Here is a 16,008-nt window from a genome sequence, read left to right on the forward strand (position 1 = left end):
TTTCGCCTTGTTTTGTCAGTTATTCGATTAAGTGGTCAGCGACCGTGTCAGCAACTTAACGTCCTCGCGAATATCCGCGTCGGACTCCTGCAACTCACGTATTTTGCGGCAGGCATGCAGTACTGTTGTGTGGTCGCGGCCACCGAAGGCATCGCCGATCTCCGGCAAGCTGTGATTGGTCAGCTCCTTGGCCAGGGACATAGCGACTTGGCGGGGGCGGGCCACCGAGCGACTGCGCCGCTTGGAGAGCAAATCCGCCACCTTAATTTTGTAGTATTCAGCGACAACCCGCTGGATATTATCCACACTAACCAGTCGATCCTGTAGGGCCAACAGGTCTTTTAGTGCTTCGCGCACAAGGACATCGTCAATAGCGCGACCGGTAAATTGCGAATTGGCAATTACGCGGCGCAGTGCACCCTCGAGCTCCCGCACATTGGAGCGAATACGCTGTGCAATAAAGAAAGCGGAGTCGTGGGGCAAGTCCACACCCACCTGCTCGGCCTTCTTCATCAAAATAGCTACCCGGGTCTCGAGCTCCGGAGGCTCTACAGCCACCGTTAATCCCCAGCCAAAGCGGGATTTCAACCGCTCTTCCAAGCCGTCGATCTCTTTCGGATAGCGGTCACAGGTTAGGATAATCTGTTGACCACCCTCCAGCAGAGCATTAAAGGTATGGAAAAACTCCTCCTGAGAGCGCTCCTTACCGGCAAAGAACTGGATATCATCAATCAGAAGGGCATCAACAGACCGGTAGTAGCGCTTAAAGTCGCTGATGGCATTCAGCTGTAGCGCTTTCACCATATCTGCAACAAAGCGCTCGGAGTGCAAATACACCACCTTGGCGTTGGGGTTGCGCTCCAACAGTGCGTTGCCAACCGCGTGCATCAAGTGAGTTTTCCCCAGACCCACGCCCCCATATATAAAGAGGGGATTGTAGGCGCCACCCGGATTGTCAGAAATCTGTTGTGCCGCAGCGAGGCCCAGCTGGTTGGATTTACCCTCGACAAAGGACTTGAAGGTAAAGTTGCGATTGAGTGAGCTACCGTGCTTGATGGCCCCCTCCACCTCAACCTGCCTGGCCGGCTGCTCCGGTACGGAGCGAGCTATACCATTCATAGCCGGTGGTCGCAAATCTGTCAGGGCCAGTTCGCCTGTCGTCATCTGTTCGGCAGTCACCTCCTCAGCCATAGCGGGGTGAGGCACCGGCCTGCTGGCACCAAACCCAGATCCCAGCGGTGAAGTCACCGGAGGTGGCGTAGTGGCAACAGGTGGCACTGATACCGGTGGCGGTGCCACTGCCGGCTGCACCGGAGGTGGTGGCGGAGCTGGCGCCGATGGCGCGGGTGTCGGTACCGGAGTCGGAGGGGCATTATTTGTTACATGGCCGCGCTGGAAGCGAGCCGGCCGGCGAGCGGTAATCTCGAGCGCCACTTGCAGAGGGCGTCCTGGTGCAAACTGTTGCACCAACTCGCGAATGCGGTTCAGGAATTTATTGCCAACCCAGTCCAGCACAAAGCGGTTCGGTGCGATCAGGCGCAACTCGCCCTCCGCACTAACGGGATTGACGCGCAACGGCCTGATCCAGGTATTGAACTGCTGAGACGGCAGCTCGTCCTGTAAACAGCTCGCGCACTGCTTCCATACGGATTCAGTCAAGAAACCCCCCAAAAAACCCCAAAATGGTAAGACCAAGGAGAGACGGCAAGGCCGGATTAGGAATCACCCGGGGCCGTCAAATAAGATCGGCGCAGTATACCTTTCCACCTTTAGGTTATCCACAAGAAAGACTGCATCTGTTGAAAAAACTGCGCAAAAAGATCCACACAATCAAGGATTTGCACAACAATTAGACAATTGAGGTGGAAACCCTTCGAAAGTTATCCACAGGGGGCTGTGGGTATCTTGGGGTCAATCAGTGGGCATTCAGAGATACCCCTGATGACTCAACGACTTGTCTAGTTGGCGTAAAAAATTACAGTAAACTCGCGCACCAATAAAAAGAATTTCCCTGATTAGCGCGTTGCTTTCGCTGCTGGCTTTCTATACAATCCGCGGCCTTCGCAGCGCGTAGCTCCGTCTGCACCGGCTTTGTGCCGGACCGGAGTCCAGGCCGCGGCCGGGAAAGGTCCCGAGAAATTTTGAACACAAAGTCTCAGGTAGCAAGACTATGAAACGCACATTTCAACCAAGCAACTTGAAGCGCAAGCGCACTCACGGTTTCCGCGCTCGCATGGCAACCAAAAACGGCCGTAAGATTCTGGCCCGCCGTCGCGCTAAAGGCCGCAAAGTACTGTCTGCATAAGATCTCTTCCCTTTTAGAGATATCTCTTTATGCAGCAGGTGCGCAGCAGCTTCGGATTTGCCAAGACGCTGCGCCTGCTCAATGCGGCGCAGTATCGCTTGGTATTCAATGAAAACCAGGTGCGCGCCGCACACCCTCATCTGTTGATCCTCGCCCGTCCAAACTCCTTGGAACACCCGCGTCTCGGTCTCGTTATTGCTAAAAAGCATGTACGCAACGCCTCCGACCGCAACCAAATCAAGCGTATAACCCGGGAAACCTTCCGTCTGCAGCAATACGATTTGCCGCCGCTGGATGCCGTGGTGCTCGCGCGCCCTGGGGTCGCAGATCTGGATAAGGCCGAGTTGGCGAAACTACTGAATAAACTCTGGCGTAAACTGGCCAAGCGGGCTCGACAGCCGAAACCCCGACCATGAAGTGGATACTGATCAAGCTGATTCATGTATACCGCTACCTGGCCAGCCCCTGGGTAGGCAACCAATGTCGCTTCTACCCCACCTGCTCCCGGTACTCTGAAGAGGCCATTGAAACTCATGGAGCGATAAAAGGGGGTTATTTAACTCTGCGCCGCCTTATAAAATGCCACCCCTGGCACCCTGGTGGATTGGACCCGGTTCCCCCTACCAGACACAAGAACACGCTCTAGGTAATAAGATGGATTGGCAACGCTATACGCTGCTCGGCGGAATTCTCGCGGTTCTCCTGGCACTTATCTTCCAGTGGAACGCATTTCAAGAGCAACACACTCCTGAACTCGACCGCGAAACCGTCGTGCAGACTGGCGGCGAGACTGTCAGCCAAATACCCGCCGAAACACCCGCGAGCACCGGCGACAGTGATGTTCCCCAACTTCGCTCCCAGGTGCTCGCATCCGATGAAGGTAGCAGTACTGAGAGCAAGCTGATCAGTGTCACCACCGACGTTTTTGATCTGCTCATCAATCCTCGTGGCGGCGATATCGTCAAAGTGGCGCTGCGCAAACAGCAAGAGAAGTTGGATACCCCGGACCAACCCCTGATCCTGTTGAACCAGACCCGCAACCATACCTATATTGCCCAAAGTGGCCTTATCGGTAAAAATGGGACCGACAGCGCCGCTGGCCGCCCGGTTTTCAAGGTGGCAAAAACCGAATATGCGATGGTTGAGGGCGACGATACCCTGATAGTAGACCTGACTCTGCAACAGGAAGGCGCCAATATCACTAAGCGCTTCACCTTCAAGCGTGGAGACTACCTGCTCCAAGTGGCCTACTTGGTGGATAACACCAGTGACAAACCCTGGTCTGCGGCCATGTTTGGTCAGATTAAGCGCGATGCCAGTGAACCCGCAACCGACACCGGCTTCGGTATGTCGCCTTTCCTCGGCGCCGCCATCCGCACCAACGAAAAGAACTACTTCAAGCAGGACTTCGAGGAGATTGCTGAAAACCCCACCCGCGAAACCATCGAAGGTGGTTGGGTAGCTATGGTTCAGCACTACTTTATCAGTGCCTGGATTCCCCCCCAGGACGAGCGCAATACCTTTGAATTGAAGGAGCTATCCAACGGCCTCTTCCGCATGGGCTTTACCGCACCTCAAGTGCAAATCCCCGCTGCCACCCAAGGCGAGCTGAGCGCTTCTTTCTACGCTGGCCCGAAAGATGTCTACCGTCTGGAAGAAATCTCCCCCGGCCTCGATCTGACCGTCGACTACGGCTGGCTCTGGTGGATCGCAAAACCGCTATTCGGTGTCCTGCACTTTATCCAGGAGCATATTGTCAGCAACTGGGGCTGGGCGATCATCCTGCTCACCGTATTTATCAAGACGCTGCTTCTGCCTCTGTCCGCCGCTGGCACCAAATCCATGGCGCGTATGCGCAAGTTTGCGCCGCAGATGAAAAAGCTGCAGGAACAGTACAAGGATAACCGGCAAAAGCTGGCGGAAGAGACGATGAAGCTCTACCGCCGCGAGAAGATCAATCCGATGGGTGGCTGCCTGCCGATCCTGTTGCAGATGCCGGTATTTATCGCGCTCTACTGGATGCTCACCGAAACCGTTGAGCTGCGCCACGCGCCCTGGATTTTCTGGATTCACGATCTGTCGGCGAAGGACCCCTACTTTATCCTGCCGGTATTGATGGGCCTGTCTATGTGGTTTATGCAAAAGCTGAACCCGGCGCCCACCGACCCAACCCAAGCCCGCATCATGCAGCTGATGCCGGTGATGATGACCGTGTTCTTCCTGTGGTTCCCAGCGGGTCTGGTTCTGTACTGGATCGCCAACAACCTGATTACCATTGCGCAAACCTGGTATATCAACAAACAGGTGGATGCCGGTAAGTACTAACCAGTACCGATCTGCAGCAACACAATAAACAAGGGCCGCAAATGCGGCCCTTTTCCGTTCTGTCGAGTAAACTCAGCCGATGACACAAGAAAGCCTTAATCGCGACACTATTGCCGCTGTTGCCACCGCGCCCGGGCGCGGCGGTATCGGCGTTATCCGACTGTCGGGCACAAGAGCCCTACAAATTGCCCAACAAATCTGCGGCGAAAAATCCCTCCAGCCCCGCTCTGCCCACTACCGGAACTTTACCCACAAAGAGCAGTTAATCGACCAGGGATTGGCGCTCTTTTTCCCCGGTCCCAACTCCTTTACCGGGGAGGATGTGGTGGAGCTCCAGGGACACGGCGGTCCGGTAATTCTCGATCAGTTACTTCAAGCCGCTATCGAGTTAGGCGCTCGACAAGCCCGCCCCGGAGAATTTTCCGAGCGGGCTTTCCTCAACGACAAAATGGATTTAACTCAGGCCGAAGCGATCGCCGATTTAATCGACGCCGGCAGTGCCCAGGCAGCGCGTAATGCCATGCGTTCACTGCAGGGCGCGTTTTCCGAGAAAATCGAAGACCTGGTGGAAAACCTTACCCACTTGCGTATCTACGTGGAGGCCGCCATTGATTTCCCCGAAGAGGAAATCGACTTCCTCGCCGATGGCAAAGTGGCAGCTGATATAGAAACCCTACTGGCACAAATGGTGGGTGTGGAAACCCAGGCGCGTCAGGGCGCGATAATGCGCGAAGGAATGCGAGTTGCTATCGCAGGACGCCCCAATGCAGGGAAATCCAGCCTGCTCAACACACTGGCCGGACACGACGCCGCTATTGTTACCGATATCGCCGGTACCACTCGGGATATCCTGCGTGAATATGTTCATATCGACGGTATGCCCCTCCAGTTTGCCGATACTGCAGGGTTAAGAGATGCCCCGGATAAAGTCGAGCAAATTGGTATCGAACGCGCCTGGGAGGAAATCCACGGCGCAGACCGGGTACTACTTGTCATGGATGCAGAGCAGCTCCACTCCCTGGACCCCACACAAGTTTGGCCAGAATTTACCAGTCAGCTAAGAGATCTCAACAAACTGACATTGGTACTGAACAAGATCGACCTCACCGACTACAGCGCTGGACTTCAGGCACATACTGAAGGCGTGCCTGTGATTGCCATCAGTGCAAAAACAGGTGCCGGACTCGATGCGTTAAAAGAGCATTTAAAACAGAGTATTGGTTTCAGCGGCGCTGGAGAGGGAACATTCAGTGCCAGGCGCCGACACCTAGACGCACTGGGCCGGGCACAAGCTTTTATACATCAGGGCCAGCGGCAACTTCACACTAGCGGTGCAGGCGAACTGCTCGCCGAAGACTTACGCCAGGCCCAGCAGGCTCTGGGGGAAATTACTGGCACTGTGAGTGCCGATGAATTACTCGGCAAGATCTTTGGCAGTTTCTGTATCGGTAAGTAAACGCCCCATCCCAACTTCCAAGTTATCCCAAGGGGGAGGCAACTTTATTCTCCCTCTCTTCTCTCCTTCCGGCTTCCCAACATATTTCTCACTTCTTTTACACAGGCTTAACCCCGTTTTTCAGGCCTGATAAATTAAGTCCCCAATTTTTCCCGATCTTATTAAATAGACTCTCGAAAAAATCTGGCAAAAAACTCTGCAAAATAAGATATGGCGCCGATCGAGTTATACATGTCCACGGGGATTTCCCGTGGATATCTTTTCACTTGCTTCAATCACCTGTAAATCACATAGATACAGCAACGAAACTCACAGACTTATACAATATTCACTCTTACGCACAATTAACCCCCAAGTCTTATAACTCTCTACACACAAGCTAAAACCTGAAATTGCCAGGTGTGAGTAAAAAAGGGGATAAACACCTGCGTAAGCAACGAATGCTATGATGATAACTTTCCCGCCAGCATGAGGCGCGCAAAGTTGTCCCTGCTTTCCACAATCGTCTACCGGGGTTGCCCCCCCTTCGGCCAAGGGGTTATTGCCCATGTTTTCATCAATGTAAGATACTGATTTATAAGACTTTTTTTTGCTTATACATGATTTGCCGGACACTAATAAAAACAACTAAATCAAAAACCTCTCTCTAAGAAATACATTTATTCATTTATATAAACTTAAGAGAGCCAAAAAATAATTTGCTCTAAAGCTAGCTCTAGAAAGTTTCCTTGGAGAGAGAGCCCCAATAGCATGGAACTGGATAGTCTCAGTTTTTACAGCTTTACAAGCGTCTACCAACTAGAGTGCAGGAATATGCTTGTAGCCAATTGCTGACTCACACCTACTGCCTATAAAATGTGCGCCCCCAGTTGTAACCAGTAGCAGCCACTATGGAATTCCCTAAGACCTATGATGTGATCGTGATCGGCGGAGGCCACGCAGGTACCGAAGCCTCACTGGCAGCGGCACGTATGGGAGCTTCCACTCTGCTGCTGACCCACAATATCGAGACTCTTGGACAAATGTCCTGCAACCCGGCGATCGGCGGTATCGGCAAGAGTCATCTCGTGAAGGAAGTCGATGCCCTCGGTGGCGCTATGGCAACGGCAACAGACCTGGGCGGAATTCAGTTCCGGGTCCTCAATGCCCGCAAAGGCCCCGCAGTAAGGGCAACTCGTGCCCAGGCCGATAGAGCCCTGTATCGCGCCGCTATCCGTTCAATCCTGGAAGCACAGGAAAACCTGGAAATCTTCCAACAAGCGGCGGATGACCTGATTGTCGAAGGTGAACGGGTTGTGGGCGTTGTCACCAATGCGGGGGTGCGCTTTCGTGCCAAGACAGTGGTACTGACCGCTGGGACTTTCCTCGGTGGGCGTATACATATCGGCTTGGATAACCATGCCGGCGGCCGCGCGGGAGATCCGCCCTCGATTGCCCTGGCGGATCGTTTGCGCGAACTGCCTTTCCGCGTCGATCGCCTCAAAACCGGTACCCCTCCCCGTATTGATGCCCGCTCGGTAGATTTCAGCGAGCTGGAGGAGCAGTGGGGAGATAGCCCTACACCGGTGATGTCCTACCTGGGCAGCCGCGATCAACACCCGCGCCAGGTCTGCTGCTGGATTACCCACACCAATGCCCGCACCCACGAAATTATCCAGGGGGGGCTCGATCGCTCGCCCATGTACTCCGGCGTGATTGAGGGGATTGGCCCGCGCTACTGTCCTTCCATCGAGGACAAGGTGCACCGTTTTGCGGACAAAGACAGCCACCAGGTGTTTATCGAGCCGGAAGGGCTGACCACCAACGAGCTGTACCCCAACGGTATTTCCACCAGTTTGCCCTTCGACGTACAGATTGATCTGGTGCATTCCATCAAGGGCTTTGAAAATGCGCATATCACCCGCCCGGGCTATGCAATTGAGTACGATTTCTTCGACCCGCGCGACCTTTTGCCGTCCCTGCAAACCAAATTTATCCAGGGGCTCTACTTTGCCGGCCAGATCAATGGCACCACCGGCTACGAGGAAGCGGCTGCCCAGGGACTCCTGGCTGGCGCCAATGCCGCCCTACAGTCCCAGGAGCGCGAAGCCTGGGCCCCGCGTCGGGATGAAGCCTACCTGGGCGTGCTTGTGGATGATTTGATCACCAGCGGCACTAAAGAGCCCTACCGCATGTTTACCAGCCGCGCGGAATATCGCTTGCTGCTCCGTGAGGACAATGCTGACCTGCGCCTGACCGAAAAAGGTCGCGAATTGGGCCTGGTCGACGATACCCGCTGGGCAGCGTTCAGTGAAAAGCGCGAGGAGATCGCTCGGGAGACCCAGCGACTACAAGATACCTGGGTGCACCCAAAGACGCCCCAGGCCGCCTCTGTAGAAACCAAATTGCCGCAGCCATTGGCGCGGGAATATAGCCTGATGGACCTGTTGCGCCGTCCGGAACTGGGCTATCAGGATGTGGCGGGCCTCAAAGGGGAAGCGGTAACCGACGAGCAGGTTGCCGAACAGGTGGAAATTTCGGCCAAGTACGCCGGTTATATCGATCGCCAGCGCGAGGAAATTGAGCGTTTGCAGGCCTACGAAGATACCCCGATCCCGGCGGACTTCGACTACAGCGGTATTTCTGGTCTGTCCAATGAGGTTAAGCAAAAGCTGGGAGAGACCCGCCCAGATACCCTGGCGCGGGCCTCGCGAATACCGGGCGTGACGCCCGCATCCATATCCCTGCTGTTGATCCAGTTGAAAAAGCGCGGGCTGCTGAAGCGCAAAAAAGCGGTATAAATCGGTTTTCCACAGGGTATCCCGCGAGGCCCTGCGGGGTTTGAATTTCGCGGGACTACTGGGGGATAGACCCATTTCTCACTCAATGGAACAGTTTCGTCCGCGCCTGTTAGAGGCGGCGGCACAGATGTCGGTGGTACTCAGTGACCGGCAGCAGGATCAGCTACTGGAATACCTGGCGCTTTTCGCCCGCTGGAACAGTGCCTACAACCTGTCCGCCATACGCGACCCGGAGCAGATGCTGGAGCGCCATATTATCGACAGCCTCAGTGTGGTAAATCTCTGTGGCGAAGGCTCTTTAATCGATGTGGGTAGCGGTGGCGGCCTGCCAGGGATTCCCCTGGCAATTGTGCATCCGGAGCGCGCCATCACCCTGCTCGACAGCAATGGCAAGAAGACCCGCTTCCTGTTCCAAGTCGCCAGCACCCTGCCCCTGCCCAATATCACGGTAGTCAATGAGCGGGTAGAAGCCTTTGTGCCAGAACAGCCTTTTGCCGGTGTGGTGTCCCGCGCCTTTGCCTCCATAGAAGATATGGTCAATGGCAGTGAGCACATGTTGGCACCCTGGGGTCGTTTTTATGCCATGAAGGGCAAGCTGCCTGAGGATGAGTTGAGCGCTCTGCCAAAAGGCATTAAGGTCGAGCAGGTGCACCGGTTGTCGGTGCCCGGCTGCGACGGTGAGCGACATATGATTCAGCTCTGTCGCACAGAATAAGATGATAGTTTGGCGGGTTTGTCGCCCGCCCAATCCTGCTCCCCTATCGTGGGGCACAACAGCCGCCGCCCGAAGCCGAGCCGGCGTCGGGGCAAACGCACCCGGAAACAACAAAGGACAAGAATCTTGAGCAAGATATTTGCTGTGGCCAACCAGAAAGGCGGGGTTGGCAAGACCACTACCTGCGTCAACCTGGCCGCATCTTTGGTTGCCAACAAGCGGCGCGTATTGCTGATCGACCTGGACCCCCAGGGCAATGCCACCATGGGCAGCGGTGTGGATAAAAGTGACCTTGAGGTGTCCGGTTACGATGTGCTGGCCGCTGAATTACCCGTTGAGCAGGCCATTGTATCCACAGAGAGCGGTTTTGATTTGATCCCGGGCAACGGTGACCTGTCTGCGGCAGAGGTGGAGTTGCTGAATCTGGAGGGCCGCGAATCCCGCCTGCGCCGCGCCCTGGCTGCGGAGAGTAATCGTTACGACTACGTGATTATCGACTGTCCGCCATCGTTGAATATGCTGACCGTAAACGCCCTCTGTGCAGCTCACGGCGTATTGATTCCCATGCAGTGTGAATACTATGCCCTGGAGGGGTTGTCAGCACTGGTAGACACCATCACCCAGATCCAGCAGGCCGCCAATCCGGACCTGAAAATCGAGGGTATCTTGCGCACCATGTACGATCCGCGCAACAGCCTCACCAGCGAAGTGTCGGCGCAGTTGCAGGAGTTTTTCGGCGATCGTCTGTATCGAACCTGTATCCCGCGCAATGTCCGTTTGGCAGAGGCTCCCAGCTTCGGCAAGCCGGCGCTGGATTACGACCGCCATTCGAAAGGGGCTATTGCCTATCTGGCACTGGCTTGCGAAATCAATCGCCGCCATCCCGCCAATCAATCTTCCAATAAGAAAAGCCGCCCTGTGGCGGAAGCCGTATAAGGGGTAATTACTATGGCCGCCAAACGCAAAGGACTGGGCCGGGGTTTATCCCACCTGATCAGCAATAAAAACAGCACCGCGATCGCCGAGGCTACCGGTGAAGCTGAAACCGAAACCGCCGTGGTCGACGGTGAGCTGAAGGAGTTGCCGATAGAGTTTTTGCAGCGCGGCCGCTACCAGCCACGCCGGGATTTTCCACAGGAATCCTTGCAGGAGCTGGCGGACTCGATACGCGCCCAGGGCATTATGCAGCCGATCGTCGTGCGCGGTATCGGTGAGCAGAGCTATGAAATCATCGCCGGTGAACGGCGCTGGCGCGCGGCCCAATTGGCGGGACTGGAGAAAGTGCCGGCACTGGTGCGCAGCGTTTCCGATGAAGCTGCCATCGCTATGGCGCTGATTGAAAATATCCAGCGTGAAGACCTGAATCCGGTAGAGGAAGCTGTAGCCCTCAAGCGTTTACAGGATGAGTTCAAGCTGACCCAGCAGGAAGTGGCCGATGCGGTGGGCAAATCCCGTACCGCAGTAACCAACCTTTTGCGACTGTTGAGTCTCAGTGAAGAGGTACGGACTTTCCTGGAGCGTGGCGATCTGGAGTTGGGGCACGCCAAAGCCCTGCTCGGTCTATCCGGTGCCACCCAGCGCTCTGCTGCGCGCCAAGTGGTCGAGCGCAGCCTTACCGTGCGCCAGACAGAGGCGCTGGTGCGCCGTTTACAACAGCCGGCTGCCCCCGCACCGGAAAAACCGAAGCCCGACCCCAATATCCGTCGCCTGACTGAGCGCCTGGCAGAAAAAGTCGGAGTGCCCGTATCTATCGATCACAACGATAAAGGCAATGGCCGCCTGGTACTCAAATACACCACTCTGGAAGAGCTGGATGGAATCCTGGCCCACCTGGGTTACGCCGAGGACTGAGGCCACAGGGAAATGCGCGTCCTAGTGGCGCGCGCAATAACTGTTGGCAAATACTCACTGCGGCGAGTAATTCCGTGCAAAACCTCCTGAAAATCAAATAAGTTGACGACATTTGCCGGTTGAATCGGCGATGCTGTTGCCGCATAATTCGCACGCCCAAATTTTGGGCGGACAGCGCAAAAAAAGTCGGCTTATCCCGTCTATGACAAAACCCCCGGTATTACGAATAGCCGCGGTACAGCTTCTGCTGATATCGGTGGCCAGTGCGGCACTGCACTTGAGCGGTAAACCGGTGACTGCGCTCTCCGTATTTATCGGCGGTGCCCTGTGTGCACTGCCCGGAGCATATTTTGGCAGGCGCGCCTTTCGCGATAGCGGTGCGCGCGCGGCCCATCGCGTGGTAGGCAATTTCTACCGCGCGGAAACCGGCAAATTTATATTGACCATGGCAGGTTTTGCAGCGGTGTTTGCCACCGTCAAGCCACTGAATGCCGCGGCGCTTTTTATCAGCTACGTCCTCTGTGTAATCGTGCAGTGGATTTTGGTAGCGCGCATGGTCCGCTAGCCGGTGGATAAGAAAAAAGAATTCTTACTTTTACGATTGTTGAGGAACTATGGCAGGCGAAGCTCAAACCGCGACGGGGTATATCCAACACCACCTGCAAAATATGACTTACGGCAAGCTGCCGGCCGGGTATACCCGCGCCGACGGTACTGTGCTGAATGAGTCTACTTGGACTATGGCGCATTCCTCCCAGGAAGCTGCGGATATGGGCTTTTGGGCCCTGCACGTAGATACTCTGGGCTGGTCTATCGGCCTCGGTCTGATTTTTTGCTTCCTGTTTGCCCGCGCAGCCAAGAAGGCCAGTGTGGACAAGCCCACAGGCTTCCAGAGCTTTGTGGAGCTGGTTACCGACTTTATCGACAAGCTGGTTAAGGAAACCTTCCCCCACCGCAACACTATGGTTGCCCCGATGGCTCTGACCATCTTTGTGTGGGTGTTCCTGATGAACCTGATGGACCTGGTACCGGTGGACTGGCTGCCGATGGCTGCCGCCAAGATCTCCGGTAACGATCACCTCTTCTTTAAAGTGGTTCCGACTACCGACCCGAACGCCACCCTGGGTATGGCCCTGGCGGTGTTTGCGCTGATGATTTTCTTCAGTATTCGCGAAAAAGGTGCCATCGGCTTCCTTAAAGAGCTGACTCTGCACCCTTTCCATACCGGCAAGTTGTTCTTTGACATCCTGCTGATCCCGGTGAACTTCCTGCTGGAAGCAGTATCCCTGATCGCCAAGCCGATCTCCCTGGGCCTGCGTCTGTTCGGAAACCTCTACGCGGGTGAAATGATCTTTATCCTGATCGCGATTGTCTTTGGCGTTGGCGTTCTCGGCTTTATTGGTGCGGGCCTCCTGCACATGGGCTGGGCGATCTTCCACGTACTGGTAATCGTGCTGCAGGCGTTCGTATTTATGGTATTGAGCACCGTGTACATGGCGATGGCACACCATCGCGACGATGAGCACGAGCACGATCAATAAGTTTTTAACCCTTTTTTCGACCTTTACAACAACTCTTTAACTTTGATTTGGAGAACACAATGGAAGCATTAGGTCTGGTTTACATCGCAAGTGCACTGCTGATCGGTCTGGGCGCCCTGGGCACCGCAATCGGTTTCGGTACTCTGGGTGGCAAGCTGCTGGAAGGTTCCGCTCGTCAGCCTGAACAGGCTCCGGCTCTGCAGGGCAAGATGTTCCTGATGGCTGGTCTGCTTGACGCGGTTCCGATGATCGGTGTTGGTATCGCTATGTACCTGATCTTCGCCGTAGCTCCTGGTCTGGTTTAATTACGCCGTTCCAATTGCCCTTAACCCTATTTAAAGAGCAAGAGGTGTCGGAGTGAATATCAACCTGACTCTAATCGGCCAGTCGATTACTTTCCTGTTTTTCGTCTGGTTTTGCTGGAAGTTTGTTTGGCCGCCGCTTTTGGGCGTGATGAAAGAGCGTGAGCAGAAGATCGCAGATGGTCTCGCTGACGCCGAACACGCACAGAAAGACCTGGAACTGGCCAAGCGTAAAGCTGCCGAGCAGTTGAAGGAAGCCAAAGATCAGGCTAACGAGATCATTGATGGTGCCAACAAGCGCGCCAACCAGATTCTCGATGAAGCCAAGCAAGCGGCTCAGTCTGAAGGCGATCGTCTGAAAACTGCGGCCAAAGCTGAGATCGACCAGGAAGTGAATCGCGCTAAAGAGCAACTGCGCAGCCGTGTGGCAGACCTGTCTGTCCTGGGTGCGGAGAAGATTCTCGCGGTCAATATCGACGCTAAGGCGCACGACGACCTGATCGATAAACTGGCAGCCGAGCTGTAAGCGAGGAACCCAATGGCGGAACTCAGCACACTGGCCCGGCCCTACGCTAAAGCTGCATTCTCTTATGCGCAGGAAGCCTCCCACTTAGGTGGTTGGAGCACTGCGCTGAGCACTGCGGCAGCGGTCAGCCAGAACGAAAAAGTGCGTGAGCTGCTGGATAACCCCCAGCTCACCAGTGAAGAGCGCGCAGATAAATTCCTGTCGATCTGTTCAGACGAACTCGGCGAGCACGGAAGGAACTTCATCCGGTTGCTGGCGGAAAACAACCGCCTGCAGCTGCTGCCGGAAATTTCCGAACTGTTCGAAGAGCTGAAAGCGCAAGCGGAAGCCACCCTCGAGGTGGAAGTTGTTTCCGCGCACGCCTTGAGCGATGCACAGGCGCAAGCACTGGGCCAAAAGCTCAGCGTGAAGTTTGAACGCGAAATACATCTGCACAGCTCGGTGGACGAGAGCCTGCTGGGCGGCGCGATCATCCGCGCCGGTGATACAGTCATCGACGGTACCGTACGCGGCCGTCTGGCCAAGCTCGCCGAGGCGATGAACTCCTAAATTACTCTCCCCGTTGGCGTTAGCCGGCGGGGACTTGAGGAACAGAGCATGCAGCAACTGAATCCCTCTGAGATCAGTGAAATCATCAAGAGCCGCATCGAAAATCTCGATGTGAGCACTGAAGCCCAAAATGAGGGCACCATTGTTTCCGTATCCGACGGCATCATCCGCATCCACGGCCTGGCCGATGTGATGTACGGCGAGATGATCGAGTTCGAAGGCGGCGTTTACGGTATGGCGCTGAACCTGGAGCGCGACTCCGTTGGTGCTGTAATCCTGGGCGACTACAAGGCGCTGGCTGAAGGCCAGAAGTGCCGTTGTACCGGCCGCATCCTGGAAACCCCCGTTGGCCCGGAATTGCTCGGCCGCGTTGTAGACGCGCTGGGTAACCCGATCGACGGCAAAGGCCCGCTGAACAACAAGCTGACCGATGCGGTAGAAAAAGTAGCGCCTGGCGTTATTGCCCGTCAGTCCGTTGACCAGCCTGTACAAACCGGTTTGAAAGCGGTTGATACCATGATCCCGATTGGCCGTGGCCAGCGTGAGCTGATCATCGGTGACCGTCAGATCGGTAAGACTGCTGTGGCGATCGACGCCATCATCAACCAGAAAGGTACCGGCGTTAAGTGTGTCTACGTTGCCGTGGGCCAGAAGCAGTCCTCTATTGCCAACGTAGTGCGTAAGCTCGAAGAGCACGGCGCTATGGATCACACCATCGTAGTAGCCGCTGGCGCCGCCGACCCGGCAGCGATGCAGTTCCTGGCTCCCTACGTCGGTTGTACCATGGGTGAGTACTTCCGCGACCGCGGTGAAGACGCCCTGATCGTATACGATGACCTGACCAAGCAGGCTTGGGCCTACCGTCAGATCTCCCTGTTGCTGAAGCGTCCGCCTGGACGTGAAGCCTACCCCGGTGACGTTTTCTACTTGCACTCCCGTCTGCTGGAGCGCGCAGCGCGTGTAAACGCCGACTACGTAGAGAAGTTCACCAACGGTGAAGTGAAAGGCAAGACCGGCTCTCTGACCGCCCTGCCGATCATCGAAACCCAGGCCGGTGACGTATCTGCGTTCGTACCGACCAACGTGATTTCCATTACCGACGGCCAGATCTTCCTCGAGACCGATCTGTTCAACTCCGGTATCCGCCCAGCGATCAACCCGGGTATCTCTGTATCCCGTGTAGGTGGTGCAGCGCAGACCAAGGTGATCAAGAAGCTGTCCGGTGGTATCCGTACCGCTCTGGCTCAGTACCGCGAACTGGCGGCATTCTCCCAGTTTGCCTCTGACCTGGACGAAGCTACCAAAGCCCAGCTGGATCACGGTGAGCGCGTAACCGAGCTGATGAAGCAGAAACAGTACTCTCCGCTGTCTATCGCGGACATGGCTGTTTCCGTTTACGCCGCCGACAAGGGTTACCTGAAAGAAGTAGAAGTTGCCAAGGTTCTCGATTTCGAAGCCGCCCTGCTCGCTTACATGAACAGCGAACACGCAGAGCTGATGGAGAAAGTGAACAGCACTGGTAACTACAACGACGAAATCGACGCAGCTTTCAAAGCCGCTATCGAGAAGTTCGTCGCTACTAGCAGCTGGTAAGAACTCCCTGGAGAGCGCGAGAGAGCGGCGTGTCCGCTCTTTCGGAATCTAACTTCCAGCGAACA

Annotated in this window: 16 protein-coding genes; 15 read left to right on the forward strand and 1 reads right to left on the reverse strand. The window is 55.5% G+C overall.

Features of this window, described 5'->3' with window-relative positions; genetic code table 11:
• Positions 1-27 precede the first annotated feature (27 nt).
• A complete protein-coding gene (gene dnaA / locus ACJJIZ_RS02450; RefSeq protein ID WP_444915117.1) occupies positions 28-1,659 on the reverse strand; it encodes a chromosomal replication initiator protein DnaA in 1,632 nt (543 codons plus the stop codon).
• Positions 1,660-2,170: 511 nt separating this feature from the next.
• Between dnaA and rpmH the strand changes: the two genes are divergently transcribed.
• The 15 genes from rpmH (at position 2,171) to atpA (ending at position 15,943) form a co-directional block, all read left to right on the forward strand.
• Positions 2,171-2,305 carry a 50S ribosomal protein L34 gene (gene rpmH / locus ACJJIZ_RS02455; protein ID WP_020413885.1) on the forward strand — a complete coding sequence of 45 codons (135 nt, stop codon included), beginning with the start codon at positions 2,171-2,173 and terminating at the stop codon, positions 2,303-2,305.
• Between the two features lie 29 nt (positions 2,306-2,334).
• Positions 2,335-2,721 (forward strand): ribonuclease P protein component, encoded by a 387-nt coding sequence (rnpA, locus tag ACJJIZ_RS02460; RefSeq protein ID WP_444915118.1) that lies wholly within the window; start codon positions 2,335-2,337, stop codon positions 2,719-2,721.
• Positions 2,718-2,951, forward strand: a complete 234-nt coding sequence (yidD, locus tag ACJJIZ_RS02465; RefSeq protein ID WP_108735100.1) for a membrane protein insertion efficiency factor YidD — start codon at positions 2,718-2,720, stop codon at positions 2,949-2,951. The genes rnpA and yidD overlap by 4 nt, the downstream gene beginning before the upstream one ends.
• Positions 2,952-2,959: 8 nt before the next feature.
• On the forward strand, positions 2,960-4,630 hold the full coding sequence (yidC, locus tag ACJJIZ_RS02470; RefSeq protein ID WP_444915119.1) for a membrane protein insertase YidC: 1,671 nt from the start codon (positions 2,960-2,962) through the stop codon (positions 4,628-4,630).
• A 79-nt stretch (positions 4,631-4,709) separates the two neighbouring features.
• A complete protein-coding gene (gene mnmE / locus ACJJIZ_RS02475) occupies positions 4,710-6,086 on the forward strand; it encodes a tRNA uridine-5-carboxymethylaminomethyl(34) synthesis GTPase MnmE (protein WP_444915120.1) in 1,377 nt (458 codons plus the stop codon).
• 890 nt (positions 6,087-6,976) lie between these two features.
• A complete protein-coding gene (gene mnmG / locus ACJJIZ_RS02480; protein WP_444915121.1) occupies positions 6,977-8,866 on the forward strand; it encodes a tRNA uridine-5-carboxymethylaminomethyl(34) synthesis enzyme MnmG in 1,890 nt (629 codons plus the stop codon).
• An 85-nt stretch (positions 8,867-8,951) separates the two neighbouring features.
• The gene (gene rsmG, locus ACJJIZ_RS02485; RefSeq protein ID WP_444915122.1) at positions 8,952-9,581 is read left to right on the forward strand and encodes a 16S rRNA (guanine(527)-N(7))-methyltransferase RsmG; all 630 of its coding nucleotides are present in this window, start codon (positions 8,952-8,954) and stop codon (positions 9,579-9,581) included.
• A gap of 126 nt (positions 9,582-9,707) precedes the next feature.
• Positions 9,708-10,517, forward strand: a complete 810-nt coding sequence (locus ACJJIZ_RS02490; RefSeq protein ID WP_444915123.1) for a ParA family protein — start codon at positions 9,708-9,710, stop codon at positions 10,515-10,517.
• 12 nt (positions 10,518-10,529) lie between these two features.
• On the forward strand, positions 10,530-11,432 hold the full coding sequence (locus ACJJIZ_RS02495) for a ParB/RepB/Spo0J family partition protein (RefSeq protein ID WP_282930568.1): 903 nt from the start codon (positions 10,530-10,532) through the stop codon (positions 11,430-11,432).
• 202 nt (positions 11,433-11,634) lie between these two features.
• Positions 11,635-11,997 carry an ATP synthase subunit I gene (locus ACJJIZ_RS02500; RefSeq protein ID WP_282930569.1) on the forward strand — a complete coding sequence of 121 codons (363 nt, stop codon included), beginning with the start codon at positions 11,635-11,637 and terminating at the stop codon, positions 11,995-11,997.
• A gap of 49 nt (positions 11,998-12,046) precedes the next feature.
• Complete coding sequence (gene atpB, locus ACJJIZ_RS02505; protein WP_282930570.1) at positions 12,047-12,973, forward strand: F0F1 ATP synthase subunit A; 927 nt, start codon at positions 12,047-12,049, stop codon at positions 12,971-12,973.
• Positions 12,974-13,032: 59 nt separating this feature from the next.
• Positions 13,033-13,278 carry a F0F1 ATP synthase subunit C gene (gene atpE, locus ACJJIZ_RS02510; RefSeq protein WP_020413895.1) on the forward strand — a complete coding sequence of 82 codons (246 nt, stop codon included), beginning with the start codon at positions 13,033-13,035 and terminating at the stop codon, positions 13,276-13,278.
• Between the two features lie 52 nt (positions 13,279-13,330).
• A complete protein-coding gene (locus ACJJIZ_RS02515; protein ID WP_282930571.1) occupies positions 13,331-13,801 on the forward strand; it encodes a F0F1 ATP synthase subunit B in 471 nt (156 codons plus the stop codon).
• Between the two features lie 12 nt (positions 13,802-13,813).
• A complete protein-coding gene (locus tag ACJJIZ_RS02520) occupies positions 13,814-14,350 on the forward strand; it encodes a F0F1 ATP synthase subunit delta (protein ID WP_444915124.1) in 537 nt (178 codons plus the stop codon).
• A gap of 48 nt (positions 14,351-14,398) precedes the next feature.
• Positions 14,399-15,943 carry a F0F1 ATP synthase subunit alpha gene (atpA, locus tag ACJJIZ_RS02525; RefSeq protein WP_108735090.1) on the forward strand — a complete coding sequence of 515 codons (1,545 nt, stop codon included), beginning with the start codon at positions 14,399-14,401 and terminating at the stop codon, positions 15,941-15,943.
• Positions 15,944-16,008: the final 65 nt, after the last annotated feature.

Source organism: Microbulbifer maximicatervae (SeqCode), assembly GCF_052467225.1.

What these genes read in the sequence shown, in the direction of transcription:
- rpmH (WP_020413885.1), top strand. Translation starts at nt 2,171, where the DNA reads ATGAAACGCACATTTCAACCAAGCAACTTGAAGCGCAAGCGCACTCAC.
- rnpA (WP_444915118.1), top strand. Translation starts at nt 2,335, where the DNA reads ATGCAGCAGGTGCGCAGCAGCTTCGGATTTGCCAAGACGCTGCGCCTG.
- yidD (WP_108735100.1), top strand. Translation starts at nt 2,718, where the DNA reads ATGAAGTGGATACTGATCAAGCTGATTCATGTATACCGCTACCTGGCC.
- yidC (WP_444915119.1), top strand. Translation starts at nt 2,960, where the DNA reads ATGGATTGGCAACGCTATACGCTGCTCGGCGGAATTCTCGCGGTTCTC.
- mnmE (WP_444915120.1), top strand. Translation starts at nt 4,710, where the DNA reads ATGACACAAGAAAGCCTTAATCGCGACACTATTGCCGCTGTTGCCACC.
- mnmG (WP_444915121.1), top strand. Translation starts at nt 6,977, where the DNA reads ATGGAATTCCCTAAGACCTATGATGTGATCGTGATCGGCGGAGGCCAC.
- rsmG (WP_444915122.1), top strand. Translation starts at nt 8,952, where the DNA reads ATGGAACAGTTTCGTCCGCGCCTGTTAGAGGCGGCGGCACAGATGTCG.
- ACJJIZ_RS02495 (WP_282930568.1), top strand. Translation starts at nt 10,530, where the DNA reads ATGGCCGCCAAACGCAAAGGACTGGGCCGGGGTTTATCCCACCTGATC.
- ACJJIZ_RS02500 (WP_282930569.1), top strand. Translation starts at nt 11,635, where the DNA reads ATGACAAAACCCCCGGTATTACGAATAGCCGCGGTACAGCTTCTGCTG.
- atpB (WP_282930570.1), top strand. Translation starts at nt 12,047, where the DNA reads ATGGCAGGCGAAGCTCAAACCGCGACGGGGTATATCCAACACCACCTG.
- atpE (WP_020413895.1), top strand. Translation starts at nt 13,033, where the DNA reads ATGGAAGCATTAGGTCTGGTTTACATCGCAAGTGCACTGCTGATCGGT.
- ACJJIZ_RS02520 (WP_444915124.1), top strand. Translation starts at nt 13,814, where the DNA reads ATGGCGGAACTCAGCACACTGGCCCGGCCCTACGCTAAAGCTGCATTC.
- atpA (WP_108735090.1), top strand. Translation starts at nt 14,399, where the DNA reads ATGCAGCAACTGAATCCCTCTGAGATCAGTGAAATCATCAAGAGCCGC.